The 26,359-nt window shown below is 40.7% G+C and carries 28 protein-coding genes and 1 other annotated feature (1 of these 29 only partly in view); of the genes, 15 read left to right on the top strand and 13 right to left on the bottom strand.

Annotation, left to right across the window (positions count from 1 at the left end):
- Window positions 1–95: a binding site (T-box leader), on the top strand; it begins 107 nt to the left of the window's first position.
- Between the two features lie 45 nt (window positions 96–140).
- Together proS and mscL are read left to right on the top strand one after the other, a co-directional pair.
- Window positions 141–1,574, top strand: a complete 1,434-nt coding sequence (proS, locus tag IE339_RS16505; protein WP_242169308.1) for a proline--tRNA ligase — start codon at window positions 141–143, stop codon at window positions 1,572–1,574.
- A 265-nt stretch (window positions 1,575–1,839) separates the two neighbouring features.
- On the top strand, window positions 1,840–2,238 hold the full coding sequence (gene mscL / locus IE339_RS16500; protein ID WP_242169306.1) for a large conductance mechanosensitive channel protein MscL: 399 nt from the start codon (window positions 1,840–1,842) through the stop codon (window positions 2,236–2,238).
- A 115-nt stretch (window positions 2,239–2,353) separates the two neighbouring features.
- Here the strand turns inward: mscL and ybaK are convergent, their stop codons facing one another.
- Window positions 2,354–2,836 (bottom strand): Cys-tRNA(Pro) deacylase, encoded by a 483-nt coding sequence (ybaK, locus tag IE339_RS16495; RefSeq protein WP_242169304.1) that lies wholly within the window; start codon window positions 2,834–2,836, stop codon window positions 2,354–2,356.
- A gap of 236 nt (window positions 2,837–3,072) precedes the next feature.
- Here ybaK and IE339_RS16490 point away from each other — a divergent pair, with 236 nt between their 5' ends.
- Both IE339_RS16490 and IE339_RS16485 read left to right on the top strand, forming a co-directional pair.
- Complete coding sequence (locus tag IE339_RS16490; protein WP_242169302.1) at window positions 3,073–3,588, top strand: hypothetical protein; 516 nt, start codon at window positions 3,073–3,075, stop codon at window positions 3,586–3,588.
- A 152-nt stretch (window positions 3,589–3,740) separates the two neighbouring features.
- Window positions 3,741–4,256, top strand: a complete 516-nt coding sequence (locus IE339_RS16485) for a cupin domain-containing protein (protein WP_242169299.1) — start codon at window positions 3,741–3,743, stop codon at window positions 4,254–4,256.
- A gap of 42 nt (window positions 4,257–4,298) precedes the next feature.
- Here IE339_RS16485 and IE339_RS16480 read toward each other — a convergent pair whose 3' ends face one another.
- Together IE339_RS16480 and IE339_RS16475 are read right to left on the bottom strand one after the other, a co-directional pair.
- Window positions 4,299–5,129, bottom strand: a complete 831-nt coding sequence (locus IE339_RS16480) for an STAS domain-containing protein (RefSeq protein WP_242169298.1) — start codon at window positions 5,127–5,129, stop codon at window positions 4,299–4,301.
- Between the two features lie 70 nt (window positions 5,130–5,199).
- Entirely contained in the window at window positions 5,200–6,009 is an 810-nt protein-coding gene (locus IE339_RS16475) for a LysR family transcriptional regulator (RefSeq protein WP_242169296.1), read from the bottom strand.
- A gap of 121 nt (window positions 6,010–6,130) precedes the next feature.
- On the opposite strand from IE339_RS16475, the gene IE339_RS16470 reads away from it, so the two are divergent.
- On the top strand, window positions 6,131–6,679 hold the full coding sequence (locus IE339_RS16470; RefSeq protein WP_242169294.1) for a DUF4865 family protein: 549 nt from the start codon (window positions 6,131–6,133) through the stop codon (window positions 6,677–6,679).
- 75 nt (window positions 6,680–6,754) lie between these two features.
- On the opposite strand, the gene IE339_RS16465 is transcribed toward IE339_RS16470, so the two are convergent.
- A complete protein-coding gene (locus IE339_RS16465; RefSeq protein ID WP_053401561.1) occupies window positions 6,755–7,006 on the bottom strand; it encodes a hypothetical protein in 252 nt (83 codons plus the stop codon).
- A 453-nt stretch (window positions 7,007–7,459) separates the two neighbouring features.
- Here IE339_RS16465 and IE339_RS16460 point away from each other — a divergent pair, with 453 nt between their 5' ends.
- From IE339_RS16460 to IE339_RS16445, 4 genes are all read left to right on the top strand, one after another.
- Window positions 7,460–8,038, top strand: coding sequence for an undecaprenyl-diphosphatase (locus IE339_RS16460; RefSeq protein WP_242169292.1), 579 nt, complete (start codon window positions 7,460–7,462; stop codon window positions 8,036–8,038).
- A 113-nt stretch (window positions 8,039–8,151) separates the two neighbouring features.
- Window positions 8,152–9,054, top strand: coding sequence for a LysR family transcriptional regulator (locus IE339_RS16455; RefSeq protein ID WP_242169290.1), 903 nt, complete (start codon window positions 8,152–8,154; stop codon window positions 9,052–9,054).
- Window positions 9,051–9,797, top strand: coding sequence for an alpha/beta hydrolase (locus IE339_RS16450; protein WP_242169288.1), 747 nt, complete (start codon window positions 9,051–9,053; stop codon window positions 9,795–9,797). The genes IE339_RS16455 and IE339_RS16450 overlap by 4 nt, the downstream gene beginning before the upstream one ends.
- A gap of 70 nt (window positions 9,798–9,867) precedes the next feature.
- Window positions 9,868–10,863, top strand: a complete 996-nt coding sequence (locus IE339_RS16445; protein ID WP_242169286.1) for a zinc-dependent alcohol dehydrogenase family protein — start codon at window positions 9,868–9,870, stop codon at window positions 10,861–10,863.
- Window positions 10,864–10,908: 45 nt separating this feature from the next.
- Here the strand turns inward: IE339_RS16445 and IE339_RS16440 are convergent, their stop codons facing one another.
- Window positions 10,909–11,781: a LysR family transcriptional regulator gene (locus IE339_RS16440; protein WP_242169285.1), complete on the bottom strand. Its 873-nt coding sequence runs from the start codon at window positions 11,779–11,781 to the stop codon at window positions 10,909–10,911.
- 153 nt (window positions 11,782–11,934) lie between these two features.
- Here IE339_RS16440 and IE339_RS16435 point away from each other — a divergent pair, with 153 nt between their 5' ends.
- Together IE339_RS16435 and IE339_RS16430 are read left to right on the top strand one after the other, a co-directional pair.
- A complete protein-coding gene (locus IE339_RS16435; RefSeq protein WP_242169282.1) occupies window positions 11,935–12,630 on the top strand; it encodes a metal-dependent hydrolase in 696 nt (231 codons plus the stop codon).
- Between the two features lie 483 nt (window positions 12,631–13,113).
- A complete protein-coding gene (locus IE339_RS16430) occupies window positions 13,114–14,451 on the top strand; it encodes an APC family permease (RefSeq protein ID WP_242169280.1) in 1,338 nt (445 codons plus the stop codon).
- Window positions 14,452–14,561: 110 nt separating this feature from the next.
- Here IE339_RS16430 and IE339_RS16425 read toward each other — a convergent pair whose 3' ends face one another.
- Window positions 14,562–14,981, bottom strand: a complete 420-nt coding sequence (locus tag IE339_RS16425; RefSeq protein WP_242169278.1) for a hypothetical protein — start codon at window positions 14,979–14,981, stop codon at window positions 14,562–14,564.
- 113 nt (window positions 14,982–15,094) lie between these two features.
- Between IE339_RS16425 and IE339_RS16420 the strand changes: the two genes are divergently transcribed.
- Complete coding sequence (locus IE339_RS16420; RefSeq protein ID WP_242169277.1) at window positions 15,095–15,388, top strand: hypothetical protein; 294 nt, start codon at window positions 15,095–15,097, stop codon at window positions 15,386–15,388.
- 234 nt (window positions 15,389–15,622) lie between these two features.
- Here IE339_RS16420 and IE339_RS16415 read toward each other — a convergent pair whose 3' ends face one another.
- Window positions 15,623–15,868 carry a heme oxygenase gene (locus IE339_RS16415; protein WP_431522773.1) on the bottom strand — a complete coding sequence of 82 codons (246 nt, stop codon included), beginning with the start codon at window positions 15,866–15,868 and terminating at the stop codon, window positions 15,623–15,625.
- A gap of 231 nt (window positions 15,869–16,099) precedes the next feature.
- Entirely contained in the window at window positions 16,100–16,459 is a 360-nt protein-coding gene (locus IE339_RS16410; RefSeq protein WP_242169275.1) for a CotD family spore coat protein, read from the bottom strand.
- A 219-nt stretch (window positions 16,460–16,678) separates the two neighbouring features.
- Between IE339_RS16410 and IE339_RS16405 the strand changes: the two genes are divergently transcribed.
- Window positions 16,679–17,884, top strand: a complete 1,206-nt coding sequence (locus tag IE339_RS16405; protein ID WP_242169272.1) for a cytochrome P450 — start codon at window positions 16,679–16,681, stop codon at window positions 17,882–17,884.
- Between the two features lie 227 nt (window positions 17,885–18,111).
- On the opposite strand, the gene IE339_RS16400 is transcribed toward IE339_RS16405, so the two are convergent.
- Genes IE339_RS16400 through IE339_RS16380 form a run of 5 tightly spaced genes read right to left on the bottom strand, consistent with a single transcriptional unit; the run spans window position 18,112 to window position 23,564 of the window.
- Window positions 18,112–19,104: an ABC transporter ATP-binding protein gene (locus tag IE339_RS16400; protein ID WP_242169270.1), complete on the bottom strand. Its 993-nt coding sequence runs from the start codon at window positions 19,102–19,104 to the stop codon at window positions 18,112–18,114.
- Complete coding sequence (locus tag IE339_RS16395; protein ID WP_242169268.1) at window positions 19,094–20,101, bottom strand: ABC transporter ATP-binding protein; 1,008 nt, start codon at window positions 20,099–20,101, stop codon at window positions 19,094–19,096. Before IE339_RS16395 ends, IE339_RS16400 begins: the two co-directional genes overlap by 11 nt.
- On the bottom strand, window positions 20,077–21,003 hold the full coding sequence (locus tag IE339_RS16390) for an ABC transporter permease (protein ID WP_242169266.1): 927 nt from the start codon (window positions 21,001–21,003) through the stop codon (window positions 20,077–20,079). Before IE339_RS16390 ends, IE339_RS16395 begins: the two co-directional genes overlap by 25 nt.
- A 15-nt stretch (window positions 21,004–21,018) precedes the next feature.
- Entirely contained in the window at window positions 21,019–21,972 is a 954-nt protein-coding gene (locus IE339_RS16385) for an ABC transporter permease (protein ID WP_053401543.1), read from the bottom strand.
- A gap of 56 nt (window positions 21,973–22,028) precedes the next feature.
- Window positions 22,029–23,564 carry an ABC transporter substrate-binding protein gene (locus tag IE339_RS16380; RefSeq protein WP_242169264.1) on the bottom strand — a complete coding sequence of 512 codons (1,536 nt, stop codon included), beginning with the start codon at window positions 23,562–23,564 and terminating at the stop codon, window positions 22,029–22,031.
- A gap of 314 nt (window positions 23,565–23,878) precedes the next feature.
- On the opposite strand from IE339_RS16380, the gene IE339_RS16375 reads away from it, so the two are divergent.
- Window positions 23,879–25,123: a T4 RnlA family RNA ligase gene (locus IE339_RS16375; RefSeq protein WP_242169262.1), complete on the top strand. Its 1,245-nt coding sequence runs from the start codon at window positions 23,879–23,881 to the stop codon at window positions 25,121–25,123.
- On the top strand, window positions 25,116–26,096 hold the full coding sequence (locus IE339_RS16370; protein ID WP_242169260.1) for an AAA family ATPase: 981 nt from the start codon (window positions 25,116–25,118) through the stop codon (window positions 26,094–26,096). The genes IE339_RS16375 and IE339_RS16370 overlap by 8 nt, the downstream gene beginning before the upstream one ends.
- Window positions 26,097–26,359 lie beyond the last annotated feature (263 nt).

The raw sequence follows: 26,359 nt of genomic DNA, 5'->3' as shown, positions 1-26,359 counted from the left end.
ATGCAAAAAAGCATAGCGGTTAAATACCGTTAACATGTGAGAGTGTAAAGCGTTGCTTTAAATTTAGGGTGGTACCACCGTTTTTGGTCCCTATATTAAAGCAGCGCTTTTTTTATTTTTAACTAACCGAGGTGGAAAAGATGAGTGAGAAGCAGTTTGTCAAAAGTATTACAAGTCGAGATGAGGATTTTGCGCAGTGGTATACCGATATCGTCACAAAAGCGGAGCTTGTCGATTATTCAAGCGTTCGCGGCTCGATGATTATTCGCCCATATGGCTATGCGATTTGGGAAAATATTAAAGCAGAACTTGATCATCAAATTAAAGCAACAGGGCACGAAAATGTGTATATGCCGCTTTTAATTCCAGAAAGCTCTCTTCAAATTGAAAAAGATCATATCGAAGGATTTGCACCAGAAGTGGCATGGGTGACACATGGTGGAGACGAAGAGCTCGCAGAACGTTTATGTATTCGCCCAACGTCTGAGGTGCTTTTCGGTGAACATTATAAAAATATCATTCACTCTTATCGTGATTTGCCAAAGTTGTATAACCAGTGGGCAAATGTTGTTCGTTGGGAAAAAACGACGCGTCCATTTTTGCGTACGCTTGAGTTTCTTTGGCAGGAGGGTCATACGTGTCATGAGACGGAAGCGGATGCTGAAACTGAGGCACGAAAAATGCTTGAAGTGTATGCGTCCCTTTGTGAAGACTTTTTAGCTATTCCAGTTTTAAAAGGCACAAAAACAGAAAAAGAAAAATTTGCAGGAGCAAAGCATACGTATACGATTGAAAGCCTGATGCCGGATGGAAAAGCGCTTCAGTCCGCAACTTCACACTATCTTGGAGACGGATTTGCGAAAGCGTTCGGGATTCAGTTTAGTGACCGTGAAGGAAAGATGCAGCACGTTCATCAAACATCATGGGGCTTTACGACGCGAATTATCGGGGCACTGATTATGGTTCACGGAGACGACCGGGGGTTAGTGCTGCCACCAAAGGTTGCACCAACGCAGGTGATCATTGTGCCTGTTGCCCAGCATAAGGCAGGGGTTCTCGACTTTGCTTATAAGCTAAAGGACCAACTTGGAAGTCAATTCCGTGTCAATATCGACGCAAGCGATAAAAAGCCAGGGTGGAAATTTAATGAGTACGAGATGAAGGGTGTACCCATTCGTTTAGAAGCTGGACCACGGGATATTGAAGCTGGTCAAGTCGTTCTTGTAAGACGTGATACGGGAGAAAAGATTCAGACGCCGATTGTTTCTGTGGAAGAGAAAATTACGGAGCTGCTACAGGATATTCAAGATAACTTAATGAAAATGGCCAAGGCTTACCGAGAAGACCACACGAAAGTCATTCAAAGCTATGCAGAGTTTAAACGCTATTACGAAGAGGAAAATGGTTTTGCACAAGCAATGTGGTGTGGAAAGCGCGAATGCGAAGAAAAAATTAAAGAGGAAACGAGTGTAACCTCGCGCTGTATACCGTTCCAGCAAGAGCGTGTTGCTGATACGTGCGTGTATTGTGGTGAGGAAGCAAATCATCTTGTGAACTGGGCGAAGGCTTATTAATATGGTAAAAGAAAGTGGGAATAGAAGCCTCCTTGATGTGGGGCTTCTATTTATTTAGTAATAAAAATTGCTTTTCATACGAGCGCAGAGTTAATACGATTTTTATTGGAGAAGCTATTGTATATAAAGAAGTATCCTTACGTAAAAATGTAGGCATTTTGATTTGAAAAGAAGGAGAGACCTAGATTTAGCTCGTGTATCCATGTTATTCTGTAAACTGTCTGATTTTTGAACGGGCACATTTTAATAAGAGGAGGAGCAAGACGTGTTAAAAGAGTTTAAGGAATTTGCCTTAAAGGGCAATATTTTTGATTTAGCGGTCGGTGTTGTCATTGGGGCAGCTTTTGGTAAGATCGTGACCTCATTAGTGAATGATGTGATTATGCCATTAGTTGGATTGTTGCTAGGGGGCATCAATTTTTCAGGATTGGAATTCACGTTTGAAAAAGCGACGGTTAAATACGGAGCGTTCATTCAATCCATTGTTGATTTTGTGATCGTCGCATTTTCGATTTTCTTGTTTATCAAACTAGTAAGCAAGCTGAAGCGAAAAGAAGAGGCAAAACCAGAAGAACCCGCTGAACCAACGCTTACAAAAGAAGAGGAACTGTTGACGGAGATTCGTGATTTACTAAGAGGAGAATCGTTGAAGGAACGGTCGTAATTTTACATAGTGAGTAAAAAAGAATAGATCTTCTTGTCTTTAAGAAGAAAAAAGACGCACTTCATTTATAGAGAAGCGCGTCTTTTTTTAAACCATTCGTTTAGATCGTACGTGTTTAACTTTCTTTTACAAGGTCAGCCGTCGTCACAGAAATGACTTGTTGAAGATCAGATAACGAAAGCTCGACTTGATGCCCTACCTTACCAGCGGAAAAGAAAATGGACGAAAACGTTTCTGCTGATTCGTGAATAAACGTTTTGAACGGTTTTTTCATTCCGATTGGAGAGCAGCCCCCGTGTATGTAGCCTGTCAGCGGAAGAAGTGCTTTTTGAGGAATCATCTCAATCGCCTTTTCTTTGGCAGCCTGTGCGCCTTTTTTAAAGTCTAACTCTTGATCAATCGGTACCATAAATACATAATGTTCGTTTGACTTTCCAATCGTCACAAGCGTCTTAAACACGCGGTGAGGGTCCTCTCCAAGAGAACGAGCCACCTCGGCACCACTTGTAGACTTGCTGTCAAACGAATAATGGTTGTAAGCGACGTTTTTTTGGTCCAGCACGCGCATGACGTTTGTTTTTTCTGTTTTTTTACTCATATTTATCACCTACCTGTTATAGAAACAAATGAAATGTAATAATGTCTTTTCGAGATCCTCTTAGCAAAGTATCTTCACCCACACATAGCTCTATTATAACCTCGTTTTTCTTCTTATTGTAAATTGTTTCACTCATAGAGGGATGTGCGTTATCATCACCGAATAATATAGAAGTATAAAGGCCAATTCGGCTACACAAAATGATAAAATACGGCGTAGAAAAAGAGGGATAAAACATGAGTGAGCATACAGTGGCGATTTTAGTAAGGGATACGTTTTCTTCAACAGTAGAGGCGTGTCAAAAATTAAAGGTGCAAGGATATGTGTTACCGGTCAATGAGCTGTGGAACGGCGTGTTAGTACACGGTGAAGAAGCGGAAATTGAAGCTTGTGCAAAACAAATTTCAAAAAAAATTGATGGTTTTACCTTTTTTTATTTTCATGCGGAAGACTATGGATGGTTTTATCAGCTGTACAAGGACGGGGAAAAAGAAGCAGAAATGTATCTGAGCTATGACAGCGAGGGAAATGACTGCAAGCGAGCAAACTTTTCATTGCTAAGAAGCATTGCGTCATTAAAAGAACCCATTCATACTTTGCAAGGACTAGAAATGAAGCAGAATGAGGCGTATGCACTAAACTACTTTAAACAGGGGTTTCGCTTTGAAGACGTTCGTTTTCTTTCACATGCGGTAGTCAGCGGTTGGCCTATTGAAGAGCTTTCCAAGGCAAGAGGGCAGCTTATTCATTAACCAATAAAATCTATGAAAAGAGTTTTCCTTTTTAAGCGAAGGCTCTTTTGTGTCCGATAGAATATGTATAATCATGGATAGAACGGCGTTACATAGCCTAGCCCTTTCACATAGGATAGTATTATACAAATGCGAAGAAGGGCAGGGAGCTTATGTATTACATTCCATATTACTATCCGTATTACTCCGTTCCACCGGGTTATTATGACAGCAGGCAATACCTACAGTATGCGTATCCGTATGATCTGAGAAGTAAGCAGGGGGTTCAAGATTATGGTCCACAGCCGTATGTGGTGAACATCAATAAAGCAACGAAACAAAATCAAAACTATCGCACGACTTTATGGACGGGAAAGCATTTGCAGGTAACCTTGATGAGCATTAATCCAGGCGAGGACATTGGACTTGAAATTCATCCAACTGTTGATCAGTTTTTACGTATTGAGCAAGGGCAAGGAATCGTCAAAATGGGCAAAGCGAAAAATCAGCTGAACTTCCAGCGTAAAGTGTTTGACGACTCGGCGATTATGGTACCAGCAGGAACGTGGCATAATGTAGTCAATACAGGAAATGAGCCGCTGAAATTATATTCGATTTATGCACCACCGCAGCATGCGAAAGGAACCGTTCACAAAACGAAAGCGGATGCGATGAAGGAAGAACATTAAAAAAAAGCCTGTCTCCTAAAGAGAGATAGGCTTTTTTGCTGTTTATTCTACGGTCAGTGCCTGAGAAAGGCTCGCTTTGGTAATGACCTTATCAAAGGAAAGTCCTAGCTGAACAGCGGTTTGGGCAATTTCAGCACGAATTCCTGACAGAATCGTTTCAACACCGATCAAGCGCAGCGCATCGATAAGCTGAAACAGTTGGTGAGCGACCATTGTGTCGATAATGATAACACCAGAAAGATCAATATATAACCGTGTTACGCGCATCTTCGAACATTGCTCAAGCGTTTTTTCTAAAATCATTTTCGCACGGGCAGTGTCGATATCTCCTACGAGTGGAAGAAGAGCCGTATAATGATCTTTTAAGCTAATAACAGGAGAACTCAGCTCATTAATCATCTCCTGCTGTGCTTCAAGTTTCGATGAAGCCATATTATGCGTTTCTTCTGCAAAGCGAAGGATTGTTTCATCAAATGTTTGCGTAATAAGACGCTCCCACGTTTTAAGCTGATCGGATGTAACATCAGAATGAAGAGTAGCGAATTCTTCTAAAAAGCCAAAATATTGCTCTCTCGTTCTCATAAATTCGCGAAGAATGAAATGAATGGGCGTACTTTGATGCTCGGGATCTTTCGCTACTTTCTCCACCCATGGCTGAAATTTCTTGAAAAACGCCTGTTTTTCAAGAATGAATATTTCACAAAGATGCAAGTGGAATTCAAAGTTTTGCGCTTTTAAATTCTCAATGATGGCAGGGTTTGTCGAAGAATAGACACCGGTTGGGTCACTTTTATCTAAAGAAGCATACCATTCTTCCGTTAGTTGTCTGGCTTTACTAAGTAAAAAGGAATGCAAGGTTTTATTACGGTGCATGTCGTTTTCCTCCATGAAAAAAACAATAATAGTGCTCATATTATAATTCATTAACGGGACTTTTTCACTACTATTTTTTTGGTAATGTGCTAGAGTCATGCTGTAGCCATTTATCAGGGAGAGAAGTGCGAGATCCCTGACGTGTATACATATAGATTGGGACTTCTTGTAGCGGAATCGTTTCTACTACTTGTAATTGGCGATGTTGAACAGGTAAAAAAGCGACCCCTTGTCCTTGTTCGACAAGTTCTTCAATGAACGAGTATGAATCTACTTGTTTTAGTTGAGTGACGGGAATATTTTCCTTCTGCATGTAGTGAAGCGTATGGTTCCGAAATGGACATTCTGGATCATGACTGACAAAGAAATAGTTTGTTGGTATATCTACATCTTGATGCGCAGCTATTAATCCAAACGTTAAGCTTGATTGATGAATGATTTTTAGAGATTGATCGGTATACATACTATAGGTGATGACGAGATCAACATCACCATTTGTGAGAAGAAATTTTAGCCGCTGAGTGGGGTGCTCATAAATATCATAGTGGCTTAATTGAGAACGAATACGATCACGCAAATAGGCAGATAAAATGGATGGAGAAGTAGCAATGCGGTGGATCTGTTGTTGCTGATGAATTTGATCTTTTGCTTCTTCAACCAACTGTAAAATGCGATTTGCGTACTCTAAGAGTACTTCACCAGACGGTAAAAGTAAAACCCCTCGATTAGTTCGCTCAAAAAGTGGAGAACGAACGGCTTCCTCCAGGCGCTTAATGCGTTCGGTAATATGAGGCTGTACATATCCTAACGCCTTTGCAGCTCCACTAATTGTTCCGTGAGCGGCAACTGCACGAAAAATTTCTAAATCTTGTAGTTCCATTTCATTGGCTCCTTTAACTGATATCAGTATAAATGATATCAGCCATCATTTATACCTATTTTATCAAAAAGCGATGCTGCATTATGCTAAAAGAGATCAAAATAGAAAGTGAGGGAATACAATGATTGCCATGCGATATAAAATCTCTTTACCTGATGAATACGATATGGGAGAGATCGTAAAGCGAGTCGAACATAACGGACATAAAACGGATGGGTTTCCTGGTTTAAAGCTCAAAGCCTATTTAACGACTGAAAAAGGAATAGACGGAAGCAAAATGAATTCCTATGCACCTTTTTATCTTTGGGCAGATCATGAAGGAATGAACACGTTTATTTATGAAGGATTTTACGATAATATTCTAGGTTCATTTGGCTGGCAGTCTATCGAGATTGGTGTGCCACTGAAGAGCGACCTCAAAGAAAATATTTCTATGAGCGGCTACGTAGTAGAGTATGAAGGGGTTATTAAAGAAAGCGCCTCTTTAAAGCAAGCTACATTTCCGGTGATAACCTATTATGTGAAGAGTAGAGAAAAGACGCTAGGAGAAATGGTCATCTACAATCCCGACAAGTGGGGGTATAGTCAATTGAGCTTTTATAAGGAAAAACCAGATGTCACCCTATCACAAGGCATAACGATGTATAAAGTGTTACATATTTCGGAATAACAGCAAATCACCCCCTAGTAAAGACTAGGGGGTGTTTCTGCAAGTAAGCTTTTTATAATGAACACCTTAATCAGCTTACCAGCGGCCTCTGCGGCGTTTATGGTGACAGTCTTTACAACCGTCTGGCTCGCCTGGATCGATAATTTCGTTAATTGTTTCTTCTTCATAGACGTGACGTGGCACATAGCGAATGTGTTCTCTGTTAATGCGTTTAATAGGGTGAACATAGATGACTTCTTTTTCTGTATACGTATCACACACGATATACTCTGGATCACAATACACTACTTTTTTCTTATCGTTATCATGGCATCTTTTTCGGTTCATTTCTCTTCACCACCTTATACTCTATTAAATGCGTCGACTATTCTTTTGGTGATAGACGAAGTGATCAATTTAGTAGAACTATCAGTAGGGGATAACTGGTAGGACAAGATATTGAACTAGAGGGAAACGTATTGGAGAAATGAACCATTAAAAAATGTTCATTCAATTTTAATGTAAAATTAGTCATTCGCTTATCATCTTGTAATGATGATCGTTTACAGTAAAGTAGAAAAATGATTATGAATTAGGCAGTAGGAATAAGCGGTATGAAGGAATCTGGTAGTAAAATCAGCGCTAGCTACAGACAAGAAATCTGGTTATGAATTGCAAAAAAAAACATAGAAACGTATAATGACAACTTGAATATAAAAAGTAGATTGCATAAAACATGCAAAACGACGTGCGATGCGTCGTTACGACAGAGAGATTTGAAACAGAAAGAAGGCGTTACGCGTGAACTACGAGCTTTACAAATGGATTCATGGTTTTTCGGGTCATTCCCAGATGCTAGACAACTTTATGATTTTTTGTACCAAAGGTGCCATTGTTATTTTAGCACTCATGCTTTTATTTATCTGGGTTGCAGGTAAAACGAAGCATCGAAAAAGTGTATTATACGCAGGTATAGGCGGAGTGATTGGCATTATTGTGAATATCCTCATTTCTCATATCTACTACGAGCCGCGGCCATTTGTTACCCACAATGTCCAACCATTAATTTCTCATGCAGCAGATGCTTCATTTCCAAGTGATCACACGACAGGTGCTTTTTCCATTGCATTTATTCTTTGGCTACGACATCGTCGCATTGGGACAGTAGCGATTATTTTTGCAGCTCTTGTTGGCCTCTCAAGGGTTTGGGTAGGCGTTCATTATCCATTTGATGTACTTGGCTCAATTATTGTTTCGATTATTTTAGCGATTGTTGTGATGAAGAGTTCCAAGCTGCTTGATCCCATCATTCGAAAAATCGTCTTTATTTACGAGCGAATCGTTGGAGTGAAGAAAGGAACATCAGGTCATAATATGTGAAAAGAAGTCCGTAACGATACTGGTTACGGACTTTTTTTGTTGAAGATTCATGTAACATAGAACATAATTAATTTATATATTATGCATTTAAGTAATGGAAAGAAGGGGAAAGAATGGAATGGGAGCAGTTGGAGTATTTTCAAACGCTTGCGCGAATGGAGCATATGACCAAGGCGGCAGATGTATTATCAATTTCACAGCCTGCCTTAAGTAGGTCCATTGCACGATTAGAAAGCCACCTCAACGTGCAGCTGTTTGATCGGCAAGGAAGAGTTATTAAGCTCAATAAGTATGGACAGATGTTTTTAAAAAGAGTAGACGCCATGATCAACGAATACGAAAAAGGAAAAGAGGAAATTCAGCAGCTCTTGCAGCCCGATCAAGGTGAGATCTCGTTCGGATTTTTACATACGCTGGGCGCTTTTTTTGTTCCTGATTTACTGGCTTCTTTTCGCCAGCACTACCCGAAGGTCAATTTTCAGCTTCAGCAAAATCATTCCTATTGGCTGCTTGAAAAACTAAAGACAAACGAGTTAGATTTGTGCGTGTTCGCTGCCATTGAACCGACCAAAATGATTCACTGGGTCAAATTGTGGAGCGAGGATTTGTTTTTATTTGTTCCAAGTGAGCACCCGCTCGCCGGGTGCGATGAGGTGGAGCTAAAAGAAATTGCTGAGGAGCCGTTTATTTTATTGAAAAGCGGCTATGCGCTTCGGTTAACCGTTGATGAGCTGCTAGAAAAGGAGAAGGTAAAGCCAACGATTATTTTTGAAGGAGAAGAAGTCTCGACGATCGCTGGTTTTGTCGGTGCTGGGTTAGGCGTTTCGATTTTACCTGATGTGGAAGGGCTTGATCATCAAAAAATAACGAAAGTAAAAATGAAAAACCATACAACGCGGGAAATTGGGATCGGGTGGCTTGAAGGAAAATACCTTTCACCTGTGGCTGAGAAATTTAAGGAATACATTCTGTCTTACAGCAAGCACCGTAGTGAAAACAAGGGGGAGTCGAAATGAAGATTACTGCACCAAAGCCGTTTACATACGAAGGAGGCAAACGTGCGGTTTTATTACTGCACGGATTTACGGGAAATACGAAAGATGTTCGCATGTTAGGTCGGTATTTACAAGAGCGTTACTATACGTGTCACGCGCCTGTTTACCGAGGACACGGTCAAGATCCTGAAACACTTATTGCAAGCCGACCGAGTGATTGGTGGGAAGATGTGATGGAAGGATATCGTTTTTTACGTGAAGAAGGTTATCGTGAAATTGCCGTGGCAGGGGTTTCGTTAGGAGGCACCTTTTCGTTAAAACTCGGAATGAATGAAGATGTAAAAGGTCTAGTATCCATGTGCGCCCCTGTAAAAAGCAAAAGCGTTGAGGAGCTATACGAGCGAATTGCCTATTATGCGCATCAATTTAAAAAGTTTCAGGGAAAGACGGAGGAACAAATTAAGATTGAAACAAGTGAATTAAAAGAGGATGCGCGCCCTGCATTAGAAGAGCTTCAACAGGTGATTTCAGATGTTGGCCATCACCTTTCAACTATTACATGTCCAACGCTTGTTTTACAAGGAGCATTAGATGGATCTCTTTATAAAGAAAGTGCGGAAATCATCTATGAGCAAACGTCGGCTGAGCAGAAGACATTAACATGGTATGAGCAGTCGGGGCACATCATTACTTTGGATCAGGAACGTGAGCAAGTATATGAAGAAGTCTATAAATTTTTAGAACAATTAAAGTGGGAAATGTAGGCGTTTTCTTTTGAAAAGTGTACGGATTGTGCGATGATAAGGATATTCAATCAGAGGGAGTGTGGAAACGATGAAAGCAATGGTTATTGAAGAGTTTGGAAAGCCATCTGTATTTGTGGAAAGAGAGATGGAAAAGCCAAAAGTAGAGCCTGGATGTGTGCTCATTCATGTACAAGCAACGAGCGTAAATCCGATTGACACGAAGGTTCGAAGCGGAGCGGTATCAGGGATTGCGCCACAGTTTCCAGCCGTTCTTCATGGTGACGTAGCAGGAATTGTGACAGAAATCGGAGAAGGGGTCACATCATTTAATGTAGGTGATGAAGTATTTGGCTGTCCAGGGGGATTTAAAGGAACAGGTGGAGCACTTGCTGAGTACATGCTAGCAGATGCTCGGCTGCTTGCTCATAAGCCGAAAAATCTTTCGATGGAAGAGGCAGCGGCCCTACCTCTTGTCACGATTACAGCATGGGAATCGCTGTTTGATCGTGCGAAGCTGAAGAAAGATCAGCACATTTTAATTCACGGTGCAACAGGTGGGGTTGGGCACGTAGCGATTCAGCTCGCAAAATGGGCGGGAGCAACCGTGTATACGACGGCATCTTCAACAGAGAAGTTAGAAATAGGTCAAAAGCTAGGTGCTGATGTAGGCATTAATTATCGCGAAGAACCGGTCTCACAGTATGTAGATCAGTACACGGACGGAAAAGGTTTTGAAGTGATCTTTGATACGGTAGGAGGGAAGAATTTAGACTCGTCCTTTGAAGCCGCAGCGCTGAGTGGAACAGTTGTCACAATTGCTGCTCGTTCTACGCATGACTTAACTCCTCTACATTCAAAAGGATTATCGTTTCTCGTCACGTTTATGCTGCTAAAAGTCATAGATGAAGATCAGCGTCATATCCACGGGGAAATTATCGGGAAGGTCGCCCAAATCGTTGAAGAAGGGAAGCTGAAGCCTCTAGTTGATGCTAAAACGTTCTCGATGACAGAAGTAAGCAAAGCGCATGAATATTTAGAGTCAGGAAAGGCGATCGGAAAAATAGTGCTAACGAACAACTGGTAAGAAAAAGCTCCCTCTGTAACAGCAGCTGTTACGGAGGGAGCTTTTTTAGATACTTGCAATAAACTCGGTTAGTGCCTTACAAAAGTCTGAACTGACGTCATTACGCTCTCTCGTTAGTAGGTAGCTGTACGATAGAGGTAAATCATGAAGAGTAGTTGGAATTTCAACGACTTCGCCTGCATTTAGAAGCTTAGAGACAGCGAGTCGAGGTAGATAAGCAACACCAAGACCTTCTAGGATAAACTGCTTTGAAATACTCACCTGCGTTACGGTCATTGTTCGTACTCTTGGGTAGCTTTCTCTTACTTTATGAAGAAGCTCCGTACTAAAATGGGGTTGATTCAGTGTTAAAAGCTTGTATTTTTTTAAGCATTCCTCTTCGCTTAGGTTCCTGCCTTTTTCTGATTTTGGTGCAATTAACAGCAGCGAATCTTTGAACAATACTTCTTGATGTAGCTCCAGCTGATTAGGATTAATACGGGATATGCCTACATCTGCCTTTTTTGTTAGCACTTCTTCAGCAATTAACGCAGATTTTAGAACATTTACAGTGATATCGACATCCGGATGAATGGAGAAATAGTACGTTAAAAAAGCAGGTAAAATAGTGGACGCGATGTAAGGAGCAACGGCAATCGTTAAGCGCTTTTGATAACCTTGCTGAAAGCTTTTTACACTGTCGAGCCCATCCGTGTAGGCTTTAAGTGCTCGTTTAGCAAAAGGTAAAAACAAGCGTCCTTCTTCAGTGAGGAAAATATTTCGTCCCTTCTTATAAAATAAGGCCACTCCGAGTTCTTCCTCTAAATTGCGAATATGAAGGGTTACGGTTGGTTGTGAAATAAAAAGTGAAGCCGCGGTTTTTCGGAAATTCTCAAACTCTGCAGCTTGTACGAACGTTTGAAGATATTTAATGTCCATCTCGTCCTCCTTTGTATATTGATTATGATTTATAATCAATTATACCCGAATTAATTAATTTTCATTATGTTATTCGTCATGTACAATAGGAGTCAGAAGTCTTAGCAAGGCATAAGACATTCATATACTACAAACAACAAAGGAGAGGTTTACATGCAAATCACATACCACGGACATTCTACAATCGAAATTTCAACGAATGGCAAATCATTTATTATTGACCCGTTCATTAGTGGAAATCCACAAGCAAAAACAAAAGCAGAAGACATTCAAACGGATGCAGTGCTTTTAACGCATGCTCATCTTGATCACATTCTAGATGCAGCGCCAATCGCTAAAGCCAACAATGCTCCAGTTGTCGCTAACCCAGAATTAGCAGCGTATATGAGATTTCAAGGAGCAGAAGCGCTTGAAATGAACATTGGAGGCAAACTTGATTTAGGGTTTGCTACGGCTAAAATGATTCATGCCTTCCACAGCTCAGGAATAGTAGACGAAGAAAATCAAACGATTTTATATGGTGGTATGCCATCCGGATTTATTATTGAAGCAGAAGGATTAACGATTCTTCATGCTGGTGATACAGGCTTGTTCGGAGATATGAAAATGATCGGTGATCGACACGACATTGATATCGCCTTCTTGCCAATTGGTGATAACTATACAATGGGACCTGAAGATGCAGCACAAGCGGCAGAATGGTTCAATGCAAAATTAGTCATTCCCGTTCATTACGACACGTTTGAAGCGATTAGCCAAGATCCACACGCATTCGTTTCTAAATTAGAAGAGCGCGGATTAAAAGGACAAGTTCTAGAAGTTGGTCAAAGCATGGAAGTAAGTCGATAAGACAAAAACACCTGTCTCTTAAGGGATAAACCCCTTTGGAGGCAGGTGTTTTTTTATGACGAAAGGATTTGCTTCACGTATGTAATCTCAACCAAAAGGAGGATAAAATTCTCCTCTACCTGCGCGAATTTGGCTACTGAGAGGTGAGGGTAATCGTATGAAGGTTAAGAATGGAGAATATGAAGTTTCACTGTAGCAACAGTCATCCATCAACAACTTCCTCGTAATGAGATAGTTCTATTTCAACGAAGCGCACACTTTCCAGATTTAGAGTAAACAGCAACGTTCGTTGAAGAGATTACGCAGTTTTTGAATAGAAATGACGGTTAAGCGGATACAAAGTCTTATTTATGAAAATACTCATTGCATAACGATAAAATACTATGCTAAAATTTGACGAGTGTACATGACATATGTACATTCTTTTTTTGTAGGTAAACACTTTTAAATACAACGAAGAGAAATTTAGAGGAGAGGATTCCTTTGCCACAGCAAGATTTAAAGAAAGAAATTGGATTTTTAGCTGCTCTTACGACGGTCATTGGAACCGTTATTGGAGCAGGTGTATTTTTTAAGCCTACCGCTGTATACGGAGTAACGGGTTCAGCGAGTCTTGGACTGTTAGCATGGCTGATTGGTGGCGTGTTAACGATATGTGCTGGACTCACAGCGGCCGAGCTGTCTGCAGCTATTCCTGAAACTGGGGGAATGATGGCGTATTTAAAACGCACGTACGGAAACCTCGTGGCGTTCCTTTTAGGATGGGCACAGACGGTTATTTACTTTCCGGCAAACATTGCCGCACTCGCCATTATTTTTGGAACACAAACGATTAGCTTATTTGGGTTAACGGCTGATGATCATCATGCGCTTATCGTCATAGTCGCTGTTGCAACGGCACTATTTTTAACATTGATGAACTTTTTAGGAGCGAAAGCAGGCGGGGCGATTCAGACCGTCTCAACTGTTTGTAAGCTCATTCCACTTGTCCTAATTATTATTTTTGGAATTTTTCATAAAGGAGATGTTCCGTTTCAGCTGTTCCCAGTCGAAGCAGGACCAGGAAAAGAATTTCTCTCTGCATTAGGATCGGGGCTACTGGCAACGATGTTTGCCTACGACGGCTGGATTTTAGTTGGGAATATTGCAGGGGAAATGAAAAATCCGAAAAAAGATCTTCCAAAAGCCATTATTTTAGGGTTATCAGCCGTAATGGTCATTTATTTACTGATTAATATTGCGTTTCTGATGGTGATGTCTGCTGCGTCTCTAGCAGGAACGGACACGCCGGCATCAGAAGCAGCAGAAATTATTTTCGGTGCTTTTGGTGGAAAGCTTGTGAGTATTGGTATTTTGATTTCCGTTTTTGGTTCCATTAACGGATATGTTATGACAGGTATGCGTATCCCATATGCAATGGCTACTGAAAATAAGCTCCCGTTTAGTAAATGGTTTAGTCGTCTGTCAAAGAAAAGTAAGGTCCCATACAATTCAGGTCTTTTCATTTTGCTGATTGCGATCATTATGATGATGATTGGCGGCTTTAATACCTTAACCGATATGCTGGTCTTTGTCATTTGGATTTTCTATACGATGACGTTTGCCGCTGTACTCATTTTAAGAAAACGCGATCCACAGCTAAAGAGACCGTACCGAGTGCCACTGTACCCTGTTTTACCCATTATCTCTATTTTGGGTGGGTTGTTCATTGTCATTAACACACTGTTTACACAAACTGCTCTTGCGATGTGGGGAATTGGCATTACAGCGCTTGGTTTACCGATTTACTTTGCGATGAAAAAAAACCATATCAACAAGTAAGTGCAAAGAAGCCTCAGAGATGAGGCTTCTTTTTAGATTAACGGAAATTCTCTAGATTTTTCGTCCCTTTAAAAAAAGGCGTGCAGCTCGCACGCCTTTTTTTAAAGGGACTATCCATAAATGATGTTCACTAATAAGATGTGAAGAAGCAATCCACACAGGATCAGCATAATACCGCTATTTCGATAATAACTTGCAAAGCGATGAGGCTTGAATAGTACCGTCATAAGTAAAATAAACAGTCCGCTAAGCCAGACAATTTGCGCTCGAATAACGCTATGAATGGAATCGACGAGTTGCTTCATCTGATTTAAGCCATGAAAGTTATGAACAAGCGTCCCATTTTCTTGTCCGAACCATGTATACTTAATGAGAACGAGATGACTCGAATAATAGGTAGGTTCTGTTTCGAAGTTTTGAAAGCCTAGTACTGGTAAATGTTGAAGAGACAAATAGCTCAAAAAAATGGTACAGCATCCCATGAAAAGAACGATCAAAAACAAATAATCATAAACACCTTTTTTTGTCATGGCTGCTACGTCCTTTTCCTGAAATTTATTATGTATAATTTTACCATGTGAAAGGTTGTACAGGGGAGAGGAAATAAAAAAAGATAAAGCAGGAAGAGAAGGAGGTTTAAAACGTGGTCCGTTTACAAAGTATGCCACTCATGTGCATCGGTTTTAACGTAGTCTTAAATATTTTGCCCTTTCTCATGAATGAAACAGGACTTACAAATTGGGGAATCTTTGAAATGATGACGACGATTTTATTACTAAGTAATCTTGTATTTCCTGTTATGGTCGCCTTTGGTGGAGCGCTATTAGGAATTGGAGCAATGATTTTAAAGGAAAAGCCTGTGCTAAAATCAGTCGTTGCAACAATAGCGAATATGGTTTATATAATCGGATACTTTTCATTTTGGAAAATGGTATAAAAGGAAATGATGCCATTCCACGATTTTAAGGACATAAAAAAACATCGATGAGAAAAGAAGTAACGTTAAAGTGAGAACAAAAGCCATATTCTCTAACTACTTCTACCTGTATCGATGTTCTTGCCATATAACCTACCTTAAAAGACAGGAATCTTATTTTTCGCTATGTAGCGTAGAAGCAACTTCTGCAATAACAAGCTGACTTCCTAACAGCGGAGACTCTTGTCCTTCTTGTCAACCGCTTGGACGACTGTGCGCTTGCTTGAACGCATCGCTTTCCTTCCAAGCTTGGAAGTCTTCTAGCGTATTCCAATACATGTTGACATTTAGTTCATCGTGTTCCTCTAAATTTTGTGTCACAAGCACTTCTACTTTTTCAAAACCGTTCATTTCTTGTAATGGGCCTGGTTTTGTAAAACGTGGCGCCATTTTTTCAGCGAATCCTTTTTTTACTTTAATTCGGTTTGAGACTACATACATAATTAGAATCCTCCTAGGTTTTCGTCTCTTATAACGTACTCTTTTTTGCGCCTTTTTGGCAAGCGATTTGAATATTATCGTATAGGACGAGCGCATAATCAATACATGTAAGGGGTATCTAGTAAACCTTGTGAATAGAGAAAAAGCGCCTATCTATCTCGGAGATATAAACTAAGCCATTTTATAAAAAAGAAAAAAACACACTCTACAAAGACAGAGTGTGTTTGCGCATTAATAGCCCCATTTTTTCTGACAAGGTTTGCATGAATAAGGGGACATTTGCTGAGGGGTTGGCGCGCAAAAATGTTGGTGAGTGGTCTGGTTCACAACGGATTGAGTGTGAGGGAATGAGTGCATATACTTGTAGTTTTGTTGGTTAATATGGGTTGTGTGGCTTGGATGAACGACAGGAACAACAATATCTTGTTTTGTCACAGACGTGTTTTGTTTGACTGGATCGAATTGAGCTGGCATCATTTGTGTCGGCATTTGCTGATATGGACTTGTTTGAGGATACCCACAAGATCCGCTTTGGCAGTTCATCTTTCCATACCCCATTGGCTGTTGTTGCTGATTATAATAGTTTCTCATATTTTTTTATAATCTCCCTTCTTGAAGCTACTTCTATCTTATACAGGACAAGCACCTACGGCTTGGACCTCTACCTATTTTTTGAAAAAATTTAGCTATAAATAGTAAAATCAGATTATTGTGATAACTTTTTATAAGTTGTATAATGCAACTTATAAATCTTGAAATAAAAATTTTTAATGACTAAAACATCTTGGAAATCAAAAGGAGAGATAAGTGATGAGTGCAGAACGCGTAGTAAATCTAGCTCCAATCATTCCGATGAAAGAATTGAATACGAAGGAGACCTATTTTAATCCGTTTCCTGTGTATGATGTGTTGCAAAAGGAATCTCCCGTTCGATTTGATATTGAACGAAATTGCTGGGACGTTTTTCTATATGAAGATGTTGATTATGTTCTTAAAAAGCACGAGTTGTTTTCGTCAGAACAAAGACGAATGGTAGAAAGAGAAAATCTACTGCGCATGGACCCACCTCGTCATAAGCAAATGCGTGATCTCGTTAATAAAGCATTTACTCCGAAAGCGATCAATGATTTAGCACCGCGAATAAAGGAAATTACAACCGAACTGCTAGATGAAGTGGGAGAGAGCGGAGAAATGAACATGATTGCAGACTTCGCTATGCCACTTCCTGTTATCGTGATTGCTGATTTGCTAGGAGTACCGCCTGAAGACCGTGAAAAATTCAAAGTTTGGTCAGATATTCTTGTAAAAGGGGTAGTAGAAAATAAGCCAGAAGCGTTTGCTGCAGTAGAAAAAGAGCAGATTCAGGCACGCGATGAGCTTCGTCATTATCTTGCAGATGTCTTAGAACTGCGACGAAAAGAACCACATGATGATATTATGTCCGCTTTGCTTGCCGCTGAAATTGACGGAACGAAGCTAACGGAATCTGAAATTCTAGAGTTTAGCATGCTCCTTCTTGCCGCTGGGAATGAAACAACGACAAACCTTATTACAAATGGTGTTCGTATTTTGACAGAAATGCCGCATTTACAAAAAGAGGTTGCAGAAAATCTAGCGCTTGTTCCAACAATGGTAGAGGAGGTGCTTCGCTACTATCCACCTGTGCAAGCACCGTCACGTATTGCAAAGGAGGACGTCATTCTTCGTGATCAACTCATTAAAAAAGGTGATGCGGTCGTTGCTTGGGTAGCGGCAGCGAACCGAGATGAAGCGAAATTTAGTGATCCTCATTCCTTTATCGTAAATCGTAAGCCGAATCAGCATTTGACGTTCGGAAAAGGCATTCACTTCTGTTTAGGCGCTCCGCTTGCCAGACTAGAAGCAAAGGTTGCGTTTGAAGAACTTCTTACACGCTTTCATCATCTAAACGTGAAGGAAGATGCGTTAATTGAGCGCACCCAGGCACCGCAAATGTATGGTGTTATTGAATATCCCGTTACGTTTGAAGAACGCTAAAAATAATCATAAACGCTTAGAGATTACAACGTCTCTGAGCGTTTTTATGCTTAAATTTCAACTTCTACAAGGTAGTGTAGATGCAAATGAGCCGGTAAAATAAGAAGTTGACGGAGAACGAAGATAATGGAATTTTCACATTTTATAATCAACTATTTTAACCAAAGCATGATGAGACTAGAATAAAAAAGGACTCTCGAAGTTAACCCTGAGAGTCCTTTTACTAGTTACTCACTATATAAATGACACTTAACACGATGAGTAGCATTAATCACCGTATCTTCCGGTGTTTCCTGCTTGCAGCGGTCTGTAGCAAACGGACAGCGCTGATGAAAGGCACAGCCAGAAGGTGGGTTGAGTGGAGATGGAATTTCTCCTTTTGCTTCTATTATTTCTCGTGCTTCACTTTCATGAACGGTTGGTACGGATGATAGAAGAAGCTTTGTATATGGATGACGGGGATTGGAGAAAATCTCATCCGTTGTTCCTTCTTCTACTAATCTTCCTAAATACATAACGCCTACGCGATCTGCAATGTGTCTTACAACGCTTAGATCATGCGAGATAAAAAGATAGGAAAGCTTCATCTCGTGCTGTAGCTGGCGAAGCAAATTTAGAATTTGTGCCTGAATGGAAACGTCTAATGCTGAGACAGGCTCATCGCAGATAATAAGCTTTGGATTCAAAATGAGTGAGCGCGCAATGCCGATACGCTGACGCTGACCACCTGAAAATTCGTGTGGATAGCGATTGTAATCTCCTTCGTTAAACCCAAGCTTTTTAAGCAAGTCAATAACAGCCTGCTTCCGTTCGCTTTTTGCGCCAATGTTATGAATCGTAAGCGTTTCTTGAATGGAAGCGCCAATTTTTTTACGCGGATTTAACGACGTGTGAGGATCTTGAAAGATCATCTGCAAGTCTTTTCGAACCGCTTTTAGCTGTGAAGGCTTCATCGTAAAAATGTTTTCGCCGTTAAAATAGGCTTCACCGCCGGTTGGCTCGACCAATTTTAATAGCGATCGCCCGGCGGTACTTTTCCCGCACCCTGATTCGCCTACTAGGCCGTACGTTTCCCCTTCATAAATGGAAAAGGAGACGTCATGAACCGCTTTAATTTGTCCCTTTGTTTTTCCGATTGCGGAGCGAACAGGGAAGTATTTTTGTAGATTGCGAACTTCGAGAAGAGGAGTCGCAGCTTGTTGTGTTGCTTCAGTAGACATGCTCCATCTCTCCTTTTTGAATCTTTTCATAGTGCCAGCAGCGAACGCGATGTGAATCACTTGCGTACTCAAGACTTGGCGCTTCTTTATGACATTTTTCCGTAGCAAACGGACAGCGCGGTGCAAACCGGCATCCGTCTGGAATATTTGAAAGTGGTGGGACCGTGCCAGGAATGGACGGAAGATCTTTCGTTTTATCACCATCTAAATGCGGGACGGATTTGATCAATCCCATTGTATACGGATGAAGTGGTTTAGAGAAAAGTGTGTCAACGTCCGTCTCTTCCATTACCTGACCTAAATACATAACCGCGACCTTCGTACAAACCGTACGTACGACCCCTAGGTCATGGGTAATGAATAAAACGCCCATGTTTAAGCGGTTTTTTAGTTCCATCATTAAATTTAGAATTTGTGCTTGAATGGTTACGTCAAGCGCAGTGGTGGGCTCATCTGCAATAAGTAGCTTCGGCTCACAGGCTAACGCCATCGCAATCATAATTCGTTGTCTCATTCCACCTGAAATTTCGTGTGGATATTCTTTTGCTCGCTGCTCTGGAGATGGAATTCCCGTTAAGCGTAACAATTCAACAACTTTCCGTTGTGCTTCCTTTTTGGAGACACGTTGGTGAAGACGAATCACCTCTGCGATTTGTTTTCCAATGGACATTACCGGATTGAGAGAAGACATCGGGTCCTGAAAAATCATCGAAATGTCGTTGCCACGAAGGCGTTGTATTTGTCTCGGTGACATGTCCAATAAATTTTTTCCTTCAAACCATATGTTTCCCTCGTAGGTTGTCAAATCCTCATCTAACAGCTGTAAAATCGATTCCGACGTGACGCTTTTACCAGAGCCTGATTCACCCACAATTCCTAATACTTCTCCTTTGTTAAGCTGTAGTGACACGTTATCGACTGCTGTAACGTCTCCGCTGTAGGTCGAAAAGATTACTTTTAAATCTTCAATTGTTAAGAGAGACTCTTGCGTTGCCATCTTTTCTTCCTCCTTCTTTTTAGTACGACATTTTTAGGGTTTAGCCAGTCACGTAAGCCATCACCGAATAAGTTAAGACCGAGTACAAGTAGGATAATAAAGATACCTGGAAATACCGTCATCCACCACGCTGTGTAGATCGCAAGTTTTCCGTCGTACAGCATATTTCCTAAACTAGGGATGGGGGCAGGAATACCAGCTCCTAAAAAGCTTAAAGAAGCTTCAGTTAAAATTGTTACGGCAAATACGTACGTTACTTGTACGATTAGAGGTGAGAGAACGTTCGGCGCAATGTGTAAAAAGAGAATGCGTACGGAACTTGCTCCCTGAGCTTTAAGTGCTTCAACGAATGTTTTTTCTTTTACCACAAGTGCCGCTGAGCGAACAATTCGGGCAATTGATGGAATGAAAACAAGGCTAAGTGCGATAATAACATTTATTGTTTTTGGCCCTAAAGCCGACATAATAGCAATGGCTAATAAAATGGACGGAAAGGCAAACAGCCCGTCACATATCCGCATTAAAATATAATCAAGTACTTTATAGTAAGAGGATAAAAGGCCAACAATTAATCCAATAACAGAAGAGATAATCGTTACAGTTGCGCCAATCATAATGGAAATTCTAACTCCGTACATCGTACGACTAAACACATCGCGTCCAAAATTGTCCGTTCCAAACCAATGCAGGCCAGAAGGGGGCGCAAGTCGATGGGCTGGATCTACTTTTAACATATCAAAAGGAGAAATTAGCGGCGCAAAGATCGCAATGATTACAGATAGTAAAATAAGAATAGCGCCTCGAACGAGTAGTCGGTTTGATAACAGCCTTACGATGGTTGGGTTTTTCTTTTTCTTCTCCGTCGTATGTGAAAGAGGCTCTGTTTGTTGTGGTGCATTCATATGTGTTCCCCCCTTTTAATCATGATAAGAATTTCGGACGCGTGGATCGATCACTGCGTAGAGCAAATCGACAACTAAATTGACAATGACGTATACAATTGTAATAAGTAATACGGCTCCTTGAATGAGCGCATAATCTCGTCGCTCAATGGAGGAGACGATGAGCTGTCCAAGTCCCGGAATATTAAATAATGCCTCTGTTACGGCTGCACCTGTCACAAGTCCTCCAAATGATTCCCCAATGACGGTTAAAATGGGTAAAAAGCCAACGCGTAGCGTATGCTTGAGCATAACGGTTCGTTCGCTTAGTCCTTTTGCCTTCGCCGTTTTGACGAAGTTCTCAGAAATCGTATCCAATAAAGAAGAACGCGTCATTCTCGTAATAAGCGCAGCTTGAATGGTACCAAGCGTAATGGCAGGTAAAATCAAATAGCGTAGATGCTCGAAAAGTCCAGCGTTTAGCGGCACATATCCTGAAACAGGGAATATGCGAAGCTGAACAGCAAAGAGTAAGATTAGCAGTGAGCCTAGAAGAAAGCTAGGAATGGAAATACCAAGCAAGCTTGCTCCCATAATGGCCTCGTCGCGTACTTTTCCTTTATGTTTGGCTGCGTATACTCCGAAAAGTAGAGCGAACGTTACCCCGATCACTTGAGCTAATAATGCTAACGAGAATGTAGGGCCAACGTTGTCCCAAATGGCTCCTAGAACGGATCGATTTAAAAAGTAGGAGTAACCAAAATCACCGTGAGCAATATTGGAGATCCAAATAAAAAATTGTTCCATAACGGGTTTATCTAATCCCATTTTTTTACTAAGTGCAGCAATTTGATCCGCGCTTGCGCCTTGGCCTAATATGATAGCAGCGGGATTTCCTGGTGTAAGATGAGTAATTAAAAACACCACAATTGAGACAATTAGTAAAACAGGGATTAAGGAGAGAATTCTCTTGACTGTATAAGCGCCCATATTAAACTCCTTTCTAAAAGCAGAGGGCGTATGCTCTCTGCTTTTATGGTCATACATTATTTAGTTAATGTCATATTATAAAAGATTGGTCCAAGATTATATTGATAGCCCTTTACGTTGTTGGAAACAGCGTTAATATTCATCTTGTGTCCAATTAATGTGAATGGAAGCTCATCCCATACATATTGCTGAATAGCATCCACTTCATCACGTGCTTCTTCAACAGAAGGAGCTGCTTTAACTTTGTTTAAATAATCCATCGATTTTTCCACAGACGTACCTTTTGTTGTCCAGAAACCTTGGAAAATAGTTGAACGTGCATTCCAGTCAACAGGGTAGATATCCCACTGACTTGTGTCGCTCATTTTGTCACTGAACGTTGCCCAGTCATAGACTTCTAGCTTTACATTCATGCCAATGCTTTTTAATTCTTGCTGAACAACAACAGCCGTGTTGTATTGATCTTGATAGTCACGAGAAGCCATCAAGCGAATTTCTTCACCGTTATAACCAGATTTCTTTAAGTATTCTTTTGCTTTTTTCTTATCGTGCTGATTGTATTCTTTTTCTCCAGCTGTACTGTAATAGTTCGGGTATTCTTTATTTACAATGGAAGAAGAAAGTGTGTAAAACTTTGAACTACCGTAAGAGCTATCCAAAATATCTTTTGAATTTAGTACTGCATTTACAGCTTTACGTGCGTTAATGTCTTTAAAGACACCTTTATCGCCGTTGTAGAATAATCCCATAAATCCACCAGGAGACGTTTCTACTTTTGCATTTTGACTGCCTTCAATTTGTTTTGTGTTATCGCTTGAAATCGATAACGCCACATCAAATTGACCAGTTGTTAAACCAGAGATACGCGTTGATTCATCACTGACAAAACTTAACTTGATTTCGTCCGCATGAGGCGTTTTTTTCACTTCGCGACCTTTTGATGAATAATCCTTAAATTTCTCTAGTAAAATGTATTGATTTTTCTTCCATTCTTTTAATTTATACGGGCCTGTCCCGATATACTCTTTAATTCCTTCATCTGATGCACCATCAACAATTTCTTTTGGTAGAATAGCTGCGGCGGGAATTGGATCCGCTAATAACGATAACGTATTCACGTTGGGAGCTTGTAGAGTAAGCTTCACCGTATCGTTATTTACTTTTGCCATTTCGGCTCCAGCGAAGTTCGTTTTACCGAGGGAAGATAGTTTAATCCAGCGATTGATAGAGGCGACAACATCATCTGCCGTCATTTCTTTTCCATTATGGAATTTTACACCTTTACGAAGTTGGAACGTATACGTTTTCTTATCTTCACTAACATCGACTTTAGAGGCTAAATCAGGCTGTGGATTTCCTTTGTTATCTAGAATCATAAGACCTTCATAAATGCTTCGTGTTGCGTCTTTTACATCTGAGTCTCCCGTAATTTGAGCATCAAGCGTTGCTGGCTCACTTTGAGACGCGACGTTTAGTGTTCCACCCTCTTTGCCTTCTTTTGCACTTGAAGGCTTGCTGCTATCGTTACTGCATCCTGCTGCAATAAGAATCACGGCAATAAGAGAGATGAAAAGTAAATATGATTTTTTCACTAAAATCACTCCTATTTCATCATGTAATGTGTTAAACCGACTATGTAAGTAAGAATAGTAGGAATGTAGAACATTGTAGCACCACAATACCTTCTTGGCAATGAATATTTTCCAAAAAAGAGTTATGCTATAATAACTATTATTATAACAATAATGGAAAAAATGTGAAGGTTAGTTAAAACATGACGGATAATGTTTGAGAGATAGATTCATATAATAGGAAGAGAAGAGGCAAGTCATCCTGTTTTTCTTTCTTATTAAAATAGCTGAAATGAATGTGTAGATAAAAAGATGCCTTAGAGGAGGAAGCCATAATGAATTCCTATTCGTGGAATCCTGTTTACAATCTGGTGATGAAAATGAAGCAAGATTATAAGCAAGTAGTTGGAGAGGTTGACACGTACGATTTTAAAACGTGGCTACAGAAATTAAATCGGAAAGAATATGACGAGGTATTCGATTGCCTGCATGTGAATCAAAACGGATCACTCGTTTTATTTCGCTACGATCTTTTTGAGATGAAACGTGAAATGTGGGAGGATCAAGGGTCTATTTACCGTGAGTGTCGAAGTGTTGTGATCGATCTAGAACGTGAGGAAGTCGTTCTATCACCGTATCGAAAGTTTTTTAATTTAAATGAGGTAGAAGAAAATAAAGTAGACGCTATACAAGAAAAAATGAGGCGTGCAAAGGTGGTAGAGATTGCTGATAAGCTGGACGGTTCGATGCAAAATGCTCGCTGGTACCGTGGAAATGTGTTTATGGCAGGAAGTATGGCGGTCTCAATGCAGGATTCATGGCGCTTAGAAGATGGACATCGCATGCTTAGCGATTCGTATGTAAGGATGTTAAAAGAGCACGATCACTATACGTTTGTATTTGAATATATCTCACAACGAGATGCACATGTCGTGAACTATACTAAAAAAGACGAAGGGCTTTATTTAATTGGTGTTCGAAATACGTATACAGGGGAGCACTTATCCTATTGTGACGTCCTACAATTAGCATCAGGATATGGAGTCAAAGCCGTATCGCTTGAAAACAAAACGTTAGAGAATTTGCTAGAGGATATGAAGACGTATCGGTCTTATGAAAAAGAAGGATGGGTCTTACATATCGATGGTCATTTTATCAAAGTGAAGTGTGATGACTACGTAAGTATGCACGGACTGTTGGACAGAATTTCATCCGTTAACGTCATCATTCAAGCAATTGCAGAAGAAACGTATGATGATATGGTCTCAAAAGTTCCCGATGCTTACCGTGGGAGGGTGGAGGAGACAGCGAGCGAGGTTTTCAAACGCTTAAAGGAAACAAAGTCCCATATTAAGCACTACTACGAGGCGGCACCTAAAGATGATCGAAAGGAATGTATGATTTGGATCGATCAACACGTCCCAAAGGCGCTAAAATCGTTTGTTCGAAATGAATTTTTAGGAAAACGATATGACCTTTTAAAGAAGGCAGATGGTTCTTATCGTAAGCTACACCAAATTGGGATTGACGATTCACGTGAGTTGTCACCAATCACTAAAGAAGGTGAGCTGCTTGAGTAAATTCATCATGATGGTTGGTCTCCCGGCATCAGGAAAATCAACGCTTGCGCGGCAACTGAGTATGCAAGAGAACGGCGTCATTCTTTCTTCGGATGAGCTGCGTGAAGAACTTTTTGGTGATGTGAATGATCAGTCCCAAAATGTACGTGTATTCGAAGAAATGAATAAACGCGCAAATACGCATCTCTTGCTTGGCGATACGGTTATTTATGACGCCACAAATCTCACAAGGAAAAAACGTGTGCATCTGATCAACCACGTAATCAAAGCGAACGAAAAAGTAGCTTATTATATAAATAATCATCTGACGCATATTCAATATCAGGATGAGCATCGTACGCGAAAAGTAGGAAGTTCCGTCATTGATAAAATGTATAAATCCCTTCATATTCCTGTTATGAATGAAGGATGGGACGACGTGATTTATTTTAATGACGGCGTGGGTAGGGCGAGTGAAACAAGAAATGCGCTTGAAGCAGCCGTTACCTTTGGTGCAGCTCATGACGAATTAATTCCACATCTTGCAACGGTTATTCCAGAGTTTATGGATATATTTAATGTGTCACAAGATTCTACGTATCATTCGTTCTCCATTAGTCGCCATATTTACTATGTGTACAAGTATGTGCTAGAGAAGTACGAGGGTGACAATCAGCTTATAATGCTGTGGGCAGCGCTTTTTCACGATCTCGGAAAGGGCTATTGTAAAAGTTTTACGACTCGAAAAGGCGAGGAAACGAGATACGCTCACTTTATTGGCCATGAATTTGTTTCTTCTCAGCTTGCCGCGTATTGGCTTACCCAACTCGGCTATGATGAAAGTATTGTGCAGCGTGTGTCAGCGCTCGTTCAGTTTCACATGATTCCGCTCGGTGCGAGTGAGAAAAAGATGAAGGAAATTCATGATCTGCTAGGCGCCGATTTATTTCAAAAACTTCTGTTTCTTCATGAAGCAGATATGGCAGGGAAGTAGTAAAAAAGAACACGCATACACGAGGCCACTGAAAAAGTCCTTAAAGGATTGCGTTCATAACGGAGTCGGTTGATTTCCACTCCAGGTTTCTTCGCTTTCCGCGGGGCTTGCAGTGAGCCTTCTCGCTGCTCTGCGGGGTCTCACCTGTCACGCTAATCCCGCAGGAGTCTCGCACCTTACGTTCCAAACAACCTAGAGCGACTGCATCAGATGTAATGGCCAAGTTCCTATTTTGAAAGGAACTTGGCCGTTTTTGCTTTATA

Origin of the sequence: Priestia koreensis (assembly GCF_022646885.1) — a bacterium.
GTDB classification, from domain to species: Bacteria; Bacillota; Bacilli; order Bacillales; family Bacillaceae_H; genus Bacillus_AG; species Bacillus_AG koreensis_A.
This window is presented reverse-complemented; position numbering and strand designations above follow the sequence as displayed.

What these genes read in the sequence shown, in the direction of transcription:
- IE339_RS16405 (WP_242169272.1), top strand. Translation starts at nt 16,679, where the DNA reads ATGAGTGCAGAACGCGTAGTAAATCTAGCTCCAATCATTCCGATGAAA.
- IE339_RS16385 (WP_053401543.1), bottom strand. Translation starts at nt 21,972, where the DNA reads ATGGGCGCTTATACAGTCAAGAGAATTCTCTCCTTAATCCCTGTTTTA.
- IE339_RS16470 (WP_242169294.1), top strand. Translation starts at nt 6,131, where the DNA reads ATGATTGCCATGCGATATAAAATCTCTTTACCTGATGAATACGATATG.
- IE339_RS16400 (WP_242169270.1), bottom strand. Translation starts at nt 19,104, where the DNA reads ATGTCTACTGAAGCAACACAACAAGCTGCGACTCCTCTTCTCGAAGTT.
- IE339_RS16435 (WP_242169282.1), top strand. Translation starts at nt 11,935, where the DNA reads ATGCAAATCACATACCACGGACATTCTACAATCGAAATTTCAACGAAT.
- proS (WP_242169308.1), top strand. Translation starts at nt 141, where the DNA reads ATGAGTGAGAAGCAGTTTGTCAAAAGTATTACAAGTCGAGATGAGGAT.
- IE339_RS16375 (WP_242169262.1), top strand. Translation starts at nt 23,879, where the DNA reads ATGAATTCCTATTCGTGGAATCCTGTTTACAATCTGGTGATGAAAATG.
- IE339_RS16415 (WP_431522773.1), bottom strand. Translation starts at nt 15,868, where the DNA reads ATGTATGTAGTCTCAAACCGAATTAAAGTAAAAAAAGGATTCGCTGAA.
- IE339_RS16455 (WP_242169290.1), top strand. Translation starts at nt 8,152, where the DNA reads ATGGAATGGGAGCAGTTGGAGTATTTTCAAACGCTTGCGCGAATGGAG.
- IE339_RS16485 (WP_242169299.1), top strand. Translation starts at nt 3,741, where the DNA reads ATGTATTACATTCCATATTACTATCCGTATTACTCCGTTCCACCGGGT.
- IE339_RS16395 (WP_242169268.1), bottom strand. Translation starts at nt 20,101, where the DNA reads ATGGCAACGCAAGAGTCTCTCTTAACAATTGAAGATTTAAAAGTAATC.
- IE339_RS16465 (WP_053401561.1), bottom strand. Translation starts at nt 7,006, where the DNA reads ATGAACCGAAAAAGATGCCATGATAACGATAAGAAAAAAGTAGTGTAT.
- IE339_RS16440 (WP_242169285.1), bottom strand. Translation starts at nt 11,781, where the DNA reads ATGGACATTAAATATCTTCAAACGTTCGTACAAGCTGCAGAGTTTGAG.
- IE339_RS16450 (WP_242169288.1), top strand. Translation starts at nt 9,051, where the DNA reads ATGAAGATTACTGCACCAAAGCCGTTTACATACGAAGGAGGCAAACGT.
- IE339_RS16475 (WP_242169296.1), bottom strand. Translation starts at nt 6,009, where the DNA reads ATGGAACTACAAGATTTAGAAATTTTTCGTGCAGTTGCCGCTCACGGA.
- ybaK (WP_242169304.1), bottom strand. Translation starts at nt 2,836, where the DNA reads ATGAGTAAAAAAACAGAAAAAACAAACGTCATGCGCGTGCTGGACCAA.
- IE339_RS16425 (WP_242169278.1), bottom strand. Translation starts at nt 14,981, where the DNA reads ATGACAAAAAAAGGTGTTTATGATTATTTGTTTTTGATCGTTCTTTTC.
- IE339_RS16490 (WP_242169302.1), top strand. Translation starts at nt 3,073, where the DNA reads ATGAGTGAGCATACAGTGGCGATTTTAGTAAGGGATACGTTTTCTTCA.
- IE339_RS16410 (WP_242169275.1), bottom strand. Translation starts at nt 16,459, where the DNA reads ATGAGAAACTATTATAATCAGCAACAACAGCCAATGGGGTATGGAAAG.
- IE339_RS16445 (WP_242169286.1), top strand. Translation starts at nt 9,868, where the DNA reads ATGAAAGCAATGGTTATTGAAGAGTTTGGAAAGCCATCTGTATTTGTG.
- IE339_RS16480 (WP_242169298.1), bottom strand. Translation starts at nt 5,129, where the DNA reads ATGCACCGTAATAAAACCTTGCATTCCTTTTTACTTAGTAAAGCCAGA.
- IE339_RS16390 (WP_242169266.1), bottom strand. Translation starts at nt 21,003, where the DNA reads ATGAATGCACCACAACAAACAGAGCCTCTTTCACATACGACGGAGAAG.